General features: G+C 73.0%; 5 protein-coding genes and 1 pseudogene. 3 read left to right on the forward strand and 3 right to left on the reverse strand.

The features are described from left to right. Window positions 1–219: pseudogene (locus tag AB8Z36_RS25330) on the reverse strand (ATP-binding protein); the annotation flags it as partial. Window positions 220–316: 97 nt separating this feature from the next. After that, window positions 317–3,565 carry an NACHT domain-containing protein gene (locus tag AB8Z36_RS25335; RefSeq protein ID WP_369215686.1) on the reverse strand — a complete coding sequence of 1,083 codons (3,249 nt, stop codon included), beginning with the start codon at window positions 3,563–3,565 and terminating at the stop codon, window positions 317–319. Between the two features lie 346 nt (window positions 3,566–3,911). Between AB8Z36_RS25335 and AB8Z36_RS25340 the strand changes: the two genes are divergently transcribed. The 3 genes from AB8Z36_RS25340 (at window position 3,912) to AB8Z36_RS25350 (ending at window position 6,127) form a co-directional block, all read left to right on the forward strand. After that, window positions 3,912–4,319 (forward strand): STAS domain-containing protein, encoded by a 408-nt coding sequence (locus tag AB8Z36_RS25340; RefSeq protein ID WP_369215687.1) that lies wholly within the window; start codon window positions 3,912–3,914, stop codon window positions 4,317–4,319. A gap of 116 nt (window positions 4,320–4,435) precedes the next feature. Further along, the gene (locus tag AB8Z36_RS25345; protein ID WP_369215688.1) at window positions 4,436–5,308 is read left to right on the forward strand and encodes a SigB/SigF/SigG family RNA polymerase sigma factor; all 873 of its coding nucleotides are present in this window, start codon (window positions 4,436–4,438) and stop codon (window positions 5,306–5,308) included. A 75-nt stretch (window positions 5,309–5,383) separates the two neighbouring features. Beyond that, entirely contained in the window at window positions 5,384–6,127 is a 744-nt protein-coding gene (locus AB8Z36_RS25350) for a helix-turn-helix domain-containing protein (protein ID WP_369215689.1), read from the forward strand. A 40-nt stretch (window positions 6,128–6,167) separates the two neighbouring features. Here AB8Z36_RS25350 and AB8Z36_RS25355 read toward each other — a convergent pair whose 3' ends face one another. Then, window positions 6,168–6,668 (reverse strand): hemerythrin domain-containing protein, encoded by a 501-nt coding sequence (locus tag AB8Z36_RS25355; protein WP_369215690.1) that lies wholly within the window; start codon window positions 6,666–6,668, stop codon window positions 6,168–6,170. Between the last annotated feature and the right edge of the window lie 153 nt (window positions 6,669–6,821).

Below are 6,821 nucleotides of genomic sequence, written 5' to 3' on the forward strand. Positions count from 1 at the left end.
GGCGAGGGGGAGCCGGTTGCGGTAGTGCGCCGCCAGCTCCCGCAGGAGGGCCGTGCGGCCCATGCCGTGCCTGCCGGTCACCAGGACGACGGGCAGGTCGTGCTGGAACTCCCGTGACGTGCGGGCGCGTTCGTCGTACTTCAGGCCGGTGAGCCGGGGGACGAGCGCGCGCAGGAGAGGGTCCCTGCCGTACAGCGGCGTGCCTTCCGCTCTGCTCATCCGACTGGATCCCGCCTCCGTGGTGCCGCTCCCGTTGTCAACCGTGCCTGGAGGCAACGAACTTACCGTGCGCTACAGGCCGTTTCCAGTCCGTTGATCAGGCCTGCGGGTAGCGGGAGAGCTCGACGTGGCCGGGCAGCGCCTCGACGCCGTGCACGTCGCCCGGGTAGGTCAGGCGGACCTTGCGCAGCGCGGGCAGCGGGGCGAGCGAGGCCAGGTCGACGTCGGCGGCCTCGGCGATGTGGACCTCTTCCAGACCCGGCAGCCGCAGGGCGATCTTGCGCAGCGGCACGGCGGTGCCCGGCCCCGCGTGCACGTTCAGGCGGGTCACCTGGGGCAGCCGGGTGCGCGGCGCGAACAGCAGGGCGCTGAGCTGCGCCGCGGTCAGCGCGAGGGTGCGCAGCCCGGCCAGCTCGCCGAGCAGGGCTCCCCAGGAGTCGGGCGCGAGCCGCTCGCTGGCCTCCTGAAGACGCAGCTCCCGCAGGTCGCGGCAGGCCACGATGCCGGCCAGGCGCGTCGCGGTCGGCGGCAGCGCGAGGACCCGCAGCCGGTCCGGGCGCGGCAGGTCGGCGAGGCCGCGCCAGGGGACGTCCGCGCCGATGAGCAGCGTGTCGAGCCGTGGGCACACCGCGAGCGCGTGCAGCGGCTCGAAGCGCGGCAGGTCCCGCAGTTCCAGGCGGAGCAGCCTGGGCAGGCGGGTGAGCGGCGCGGGGTCCTGGATGTTGCGGCACCCGCGCAGCCCGAGGGACTCCAGCTCGCCGAAGCCGTCGAGGACGTCGAGGGAGTCCAGGGAGAGCGCGTCGCGCAACACCAGTTCCCGCAGCTTTCCGGGGTCGAGCGCGGAGCGGATGTCGGCGGCGGAGAAGTCACCCTGAAGGCTGACGCGCCGACAGCTGCGCACCGGTCCGAGCGCTTCGAGCTGGTCGCGCGAGCGTACGGTGACCCGGTCGTCCGGCGCGATCTCCAGAAGCGGTCCGACGATCTCCTCGGCGTAGGTGGCGGTGTCGAAACGGTCCCAGTGGTGGAGCAGTTGCGCCCGTACGGCGGGCTGGCCCGTGTGCAGGAACTGCCGCAGCCGGGGGATGGCGGCGTCCCCGCCGATCCGGCAGATCGCGTGCACGGTCGCCAGCTCCTCGTCGCCCGTCACGGCGTCCGCGTCCGGCAGCAGACCGAAGAGCAGCGGGCCCGTCCGGGCCAGCGCCCTGGCCTCGCGCAGGCTGCGCGGCGGCACGAGCCGCGCCGCCTGGCTCTCGATCGCCTCGCGCACGGCCGGTGCCACGCTGGTGGCCTGCTCCAGGGAGGCGAGCGCGAGCAGCCGCAGCCGGGCCTGGACGGCCGGGTCCTTCTCCCGCTCGCCCCGCTCGCGCAGCCGGGTGAGCAGCTCGCCCCGCTCGTGGTGGCGGGCCTGGGCGACGACCATCTGCACGACGTCCTCCCACTGCTCCAGGTGGGCGTTGTTGACCAGCATCCCCATGTCCCGCTCCTCAAGGACGGCCTGGGCGCCAAGGAAGTCCTGGAAGGTGCGGTGGATGAAGTCGACGGCTCCCGGGGCCGGTTCACGGAGCAGTCCCGAGCGTTCGAGCAGGAGCTGGAGGACGTCCTCGGCCTCGCCCAGCTCCGTCAGGCGTTCCACCGACGGCATCAGGCGGCGTACGACGTCGACCGCGTCCGCCCGGTCGAGCTGGGTGCGTTCGTTGCGGATCAGCCAGTAGGCCAGGCGCCGCAGCGGCTCCGTGGCGGACTTCTGGTCGAGCTGCGGGGTGCCGCTGCCGCTGCCGTAGACCTCGCGCTCCACGTCCCGCCGTTCGAGGAGCATCGCGAGGGCCGCCTCGTAGAGCGAGGCACGGCCCCGGGGCAGGAAGCCCCGGCGCTCCCGGTGCAGGGCGCAGATGAGTCCGCACATCAGCGGGTTCGTCGCCAGGCGGCTCAGCTCGGGCCTGCTGCGCAGGGCGAGCGTCAGGGACTCGCCGAGCCGGGCGGGCGCCCCGGCGGCCGAGTGCCAGCGGTCGATGAAGCGCCGCATGTCGGCGGGGCGCATCTCGCCGAGCGCGAACTCCCGGAAGCCCTCGCGCTCCAGCCAGCCCTGTTCCAGGGCGGAGGGGCGCGAGGTCAGCAGCCACAGATTGCCGGGAAAGACCGCGAGGAGCTTCTTCAGCCAGGCCTTGACCCGGTTGCGCTCGCTTCTCGGGATCTCGTCCGCGCCGTCGATGAGCATCACCGCGCGGCCGTGCCGCAGCACCCGCGCCGCCCAGCCGTCCGGTTCCGTGCCGACCAGGGGGCAGTCGATCCAGCGCAGGAAGTCCTGCGGCAGGGGCAGTTCGGCGCCCTTGCGGGTCAGGGCGCGCAGCGGCATCACGAACGGCACGCGGCCCACGAGCTGGGACAGGCCGCCGGGCACCCGGTCCTGCCGCGCGGTGGTCAGGGCCAGCCACTGCACGAGCGTGGTCTTGCCGGTCCCCGCGACGCCGCGCAGCAGGACCCGGTCATGGGTGGCGAGGACGGCCTCCACCGGAGCGGCCTCCACCGGAGCGGCCGCGCGCTCGGGGGAGTCGCGGTCGGCGTCCGTGTCCGTGCCGGACTCGCCGTCGGCCGTCGCCGCGCCCTCGCCCGGTCCCCGGTAGGCAACGGCCTCCAGGCTGAGGTAGGCGCTTTCGAGCGGCCACTCCTGGCCCTCGGGTTCGCGCAGGTCGACGCCGTGGATGGTCAGTCTGCCGTGGCTGCGCACCACGTAGCGCGCGTACTCCTCCTCGAAGCGGGCGTCCTGCGCCGAGATGTCGGGAAGGCGCTCCAGAATCCGCTCCAGACGCTCGCTCTGCTCGCGGATCTCCCGGCTCTGCTCGATCTGGGTGCGGGCGGCGAAGCCGGGCTGCTCGCTGAAGAACCGCACCACGTGCACGCAGGCCGTCTCCAGGAGCCGGTCGTGGAAACGGGCGGCGTCGTCGCTGAGCAGCCTGCGGGTCTCGGGCCCCGCCCGCCGCGACAGCTCCTCGGCGAGCCGCTCGGGGCCGAGCGCGAAGGCCTGTACGTCACTCATGTCGAGGTCGCCGAGCGCGTACAGCGTACGGGTCAGGGCGAGGCCGACGGCGTCCTTCTCGTCGGCGCCGACCGGCGGGTCGTACGGTCCCGCCGAGCGCACCGCCCGGCGCACCAGCTCGCGCGCGACGCGGTGCAGGTCGTCCTCGGTGAGGGTGCGGTGCTCACGGGAGAAGGCCATGAGGCGTCCGACCGGCACCGGCCGGTCCCCGAACTCCGCGCCCGGCGCCTTCGCGGGCGGCAGCAGCAACCGTTTGAGCAGCGGGGCGATCACCGCCGAGGCGATGCGCAGCCCTACCGTGCCGCCGTCCACGCGCTCCCCTTCCACCGCTGCGCCCCCGGACTTCTCGCGGTCCTCGGGCCGATGACCGCACAAGCCTAGCCTCGGCAGCCGCCGGAACATTCGAACGGCGGCATCGTTCAGCTGCGAACAACGCCTGCGCGCAGCGCTGTTGGGGCTCCTCTGCCGGAGGGTGCCCCGGTGCCCCGAGCGACCCGTGCGGGCGTCCCGGACCGCTGCGGGCAACCCTGACCGGTGTGCGGCGAGAAAGGGCGAACGCCCCGATGCCCGGCGGGATGCGGGGCACAATCCCCCGTAGGAGTGGCCGACACCGGACACCGCGAGCGCGGTGAGGCGCCGCGGGGAGTAGGGAGGCGCCGTGTCCACGCAGGCGCACCGTCTGATCATCACGCCTCTCGCGAGCTGCGAGGACTGCGCGGTGCTGCGGGTCACCGGCGAACTCGACCGGGGCGGCGAGGAGTTCTTCATGGGCACGCTCGGCGCCTGTGTCGACGCGGGGCACCGGCATCTGATCCTGGACACCACCGCCCTGTCGTTCTGCGACTCACGGGGCCTCAACTGCCTGCTCGCCATGCGGTGGCTGCTCCAGCGCAGGGGCGGCAAGCTGCTCCTCGCAGGCGCGGGGCGGCGGCTGACCGAGCTCCTGTCCAAGACCGGCAGCGCCGAACTGATCCCCAGTCACCGGACCGTCGGGCTCGCCCTGTGCGAGCTGCCGGAGTCGCACCGCCCGGTCTGGCCGCCCGTGGCCCCGGCGCGCGAAGCGTGACCGGCCTCTCACCCAGGGTGATATTCGCGGGCATGTGACGGACGTCCGGGGGTACTCGGCAGTCCACGACGTGCTTCCTTGCCAGGGAAGTGTCCTGGACGGCCTCAGGAGTGAGGATGACGACAACGACCGGCGCGGGCCCCGGTGGCAGGGTCCGCGCCGCACGGGAGACGCCCCGCCCGCGCACGGACGGGGCGGCGCGGCTGCCGGACCTGCCGGACCCCGCGTCGGTGGACGGCGCCGACGCCAAGGCGCTGTCCAAGGTCCTCTTCACACGGCTCGCGTCCCTTCAGGAGGGCACCCCCGCCTACTCCTACGTGCGCAACTCCCTGGTCGAGCTGAACCTCGCCCTGGTGCGCCACGCGGTGCGGCGGGTGGGAGTGCGCGGCGAGTCGTACGAGGACGTCGTGCAGGTCGGCACCATCGGGCTCATCAAGGCGATCAACCGGTTCGACCCGGGACGCGGCATCGAGTTCCCGACCTTCGCCATGCCGACCGTCATGGGGGAGATCAAGCGGTACTTCCGCGACGCGACCTGGGCCGTGCACGTCCCGCGCCGCCTCCAGGAGCTCCGCGCCGACCTGACCAGGGCCACGGCCCAGCTCGAACAGGAGCACGGCCGGGCACCGACCCCCGCCGAGATCGCCCGCCGCCTCGGCCTGGACGAGGAGACGGTGACCGAGGGGCTGCTCGCCGCCAACGGCTACTCCAGCACCTCCCTGGACCAGCCGGTCGACTTCGAGGGCGCGTTCTCCGACCACCTCGGCCGCCCGGACGCCGGTCTCGAAAAGGTGGAGGACCTGCACGCGCTCAAGCCGCTCATCGCCGAACTCCCCGACCGCGACCGGCACATCCTGGCGATGCGGTACTCGGCGGAGATGACGCAGAGCGCCATCGGCGAGGCGCTCGGCATCTCCCAGATGCACGTCTCCCGCATCCTGACCCGCACCCTCGCGCGGCTACGGGCGAGGCTCACCGCGTTCCGCTAGGGCCATCGGCCGTATCGCGATCCACTTCCAAGATCCTCACCGGGCCGGTGCCCGGGACAATCCCGAGGAGAGATCTTGCAGGACTCGACGCGGAAGTCCGCCGGCGGACCCACGCTCATCGGTTCGGTCCAGCGCGCCCTGCGGCTGCTCTCGGCGCTCGAACACCACGGGGGCCGGGCGACGGCCAAGCAGTTGGCCCGCGACACCCGGCTCCCGCTGGCCACCACGTACCACCTGCTGCGCACGCTCCAGCACGAAGGGGCGGTGTTCAACGAGTACGGGCACTACCTCCTGCCCCCTCCCATCACCACGTCCGCCCCGCGCAGGGAGTTCGTGCAGACCTGGCTCGACGGTCTCGGCCGGGATCTGCACACCGTGACCTACCTCGCGGTGCACCGGGCGGGCGACGTGGAGGTCACCGCCGTCTCCTGGCACCCGCTCTGCGGACTGCCCGCCGACCCGGAGCGGCTCTCCGCCACCGCCTACGCGCACGCCGCGGGGCAGAGCCTCCTCGCCCGGCTGAGTGAGGAGCAGCAGCGGGCCCACCTCGCGCGCCACCCGGTCGAGCGGCTCACCCCCTACACGGCGCCCGACACCGCGACCGCCCTCACCAGGCTGGCCCGTATCCCGCCGTTCTCGCCGGTGGTGGAGTTGCAGGAGCTGGCGATCGGCTACGCCTCCGCGGCCGTGCCGGTCTCCGTCGGGGCGCTCCAGGCGGCGGTGGCGTTCTCGGTGCGCATGGAACGCTCCGGTGAACTGGGCAGCATGACGGCCTGGCTGCGGGCGCGCACGGAGGACGTCCTGCGCTCCCTGACCTGAAAGGGGCCGCCCGCGTCCGGCCGGGCGGCCAGGGGGGCGTTCAGGATTTCACGATGCGGCGGACGTTCTCGATCCGCCCGCAGTCGGCGTCGAGCTGCTTGGCGCGCTCCCGCGCGAAGGCGGCGCCCAGCTCCTCGCGGCGCTCCATCGCGACGTTCTCGCGCGCGCCGTTGAGGATCGTCCGCTCCTCCTCGTCGAGGTGGTGGGTCACCGCCTCGACGAGCTTCTCCAGCTTCTCGTCCCAGTCGTCGGAGCCCACGTCGTCGACCTTCAGAAGCGCGAGGAGTGCCTCATTGCCCTCCTCGTGCTCCTCGACGCCGTGGTCGACCTCGTCGTTCTCGATGTCCCGGTAGCGCTTGAGCGAGGGGTAGACCTCGGCCTCCTCGGCGAGGGCGTGCGCGATGAGCAGACCGGAGAACTCGTGCAGGGCCGTCGCACGTTCCGCCTCCACGCTGCGCATCCGGCGGAACAGCTCCTCCATCCGCCGGTGGTCCTGGAGGATCAGTTCTACGACATCGCCCGAATCGGCCTTCTTCGCCATGGCTGGTGCTCCTTCTCTGCTGGTGCTGACGTGCTGCGGTGCTCCGAGCGATGGGTACCCCGGTCGTGGCCCTAGGCTTCCTCTCCTGCCCCCGACTACCCCGAATTCAGGAGCGCGCGCCGTGTTCGACCCCGCACCCGGGCATCCCTACCC

Source organism: Streptomyces flavofungini (assembly GCF_041028215.1).
Classification (GTDB): domain Bacteria; phylum Actinomycetota; class Actinomycetes; order Streptomycetales; family Streptomycetaceae; genus Streptomyces; species Streptomyces flavofungini_B.

What these genes read in the sequence shown, in the direction of transcription:
- AB8Z36_RS25345 (WP_369215688.1), top strand. Translation starts at nt 4,436, where the DNA reads ATGACGACAACGACCGGCGCGGGCCCCGGTGGCAGGGTCCGCGCCGCA.
- AB8Z36_RS25355 (WP_369215690.1), bottom strand. Translation starts at nt 6,668, where the DNA reads ATGGCGAAGAAGGCCGATTCGGGCGATGTCGTAGAACTGATCCTCCAG.